General features: G+C 75.1%; 1 protein-coding gene. It reads right to left on the minus strand.

What is annotated here, in order from left to right; translation table 11 throughout:
* Positions 1-30: 30 nt before the first annotated feature.
* Positions 31-1,355, minus strand: a 1,325-nt coding sequence (locus G5C50_RS32080) for an IS4 family transposase (protein ID WP_165076168.1), incomplete at its 5' end; no start/stop codon positions are given.

A 1,355-nucleotide genomic window follows, 5' to 3' on the forward strand; every position in this document is an offset into this window, starting at 1 on the left:
GGGCTTATCGTTACCCACAAGTCGTGGGGGCTAGGCGAGGGCGAGGCCGGCGGCCATGTCGGCGAGGCGGCGGAGACCACGCCAGATGGTCTGCACGCCCGGCTCGCGGTCCCCCTTGCGGCCCAGGAAGCCGCCGAGTTTCGCTGTGCGTCGCACCGCCTCGCGGAGCGTCGGGGGCGAGTCGGAGCCGGCGAGTCGGCGGAGGATCTCGGTTTCGGCCGGTGTCAGGACCGAGTCGGCCGGGGCGTCGGGCTGTTGCCGCGCCTGGTAGGACAGCCGCAGCAGCCGCCATGCCACGGCCGAGTAGGTCGCCAGGGCTCGGTCCAGGCGGCCGGCGGTCCGCAGCTGCAGCCGCTCGACGCGGCAGCCCGACTTGAGCACGAAGTGGTATCGCTCGACCAGCCACCGCAGGGCGTACCACCGGGCGGCCCGCTCGGCGTCGGCCGCCGAGGCCGTCGGCAGCGTCGTCGCCAGCCACCAACAGACTCGGGGCTGGTCCTTCGGCGGCGACTGCTCCTCGACGAGGATCGCCGTCAGCGGGACGTCCGGCGGGCCGCCGACCTTGCGTCGACGGTGCGAGGGCGGTCGGATCTCGACGGCCGCGAAGCGGATCGTCAGTTCGGCCGTGCGTGGCGGCCGGCCGTCGGCCCGGCCCAACTCGACGGCCATGACGCCGCAGGGGGGCGTGGCCCGCACCGCGTCGCGGAGCAGCCGGGCGGGGCCGCTCACGCCGCGGCCGGGCTTGATGCGGATCAACAGGTGCGAGCCCTGGCGGCGTTCGCGGGCGAAGAGGTCGTAGACGTCGGCCTCGCGGTCGGCGATCGTGACGACCTCGCGGCCGGCCGGCACGGCCGCCTCGGCGGCCGCCGCCGCGTCGAGCCATCGCCGCGACTCCTTCTCGCTGACGGGCCGCACGCGGCGGGCCGCTCGACCCGGCGCGGCCGGGTCGCGGGCCCAGAAGCGGCGGTCGAGCAGGCCGCAGGGGACGCCGTCGGACGAGACGGCGAGCGTGGTGTGCAGAAGAAGCCCGCGGCGGGCGGGATGCTCAAGCGGCCCGAGCCCCCCGGCGGCCTCGTGATCGGTGAAGTCCAGCGACGTGGTGTCCTGCACGGCCAGGACGGGCCCCTCCGGTGGCAGGAGGTCGAGCGCCTCGCGCCGCAGGGCGTCGCGGATGGCGCTCGGGTCGACGCCGGGGTTGTCGAAGAAACGATAGGCGGCCTTGGCCGCCGCCCAGCCGCCGGAGGCCTCGGGGATGCCGGCCTCCGGCGACGCAGCCAAATCCTTGACGAGTTTGACGAACCGGCGATCCAGCCTCGCATCCCCCAGCCCCGCGTGCCGCGGCTCAAGAGTGTGTA

Origin of the sequence: Paludisphaera rhizosphaerae (assembly GCF_011065895.1) — a bacterium.
Lineage (GTDB): Bacteria > Planctomycetota > Planctomycetia > Isosphaerales > Isosphaeraceae > Paludisphaera > Paludisphaera rhizosphaerae.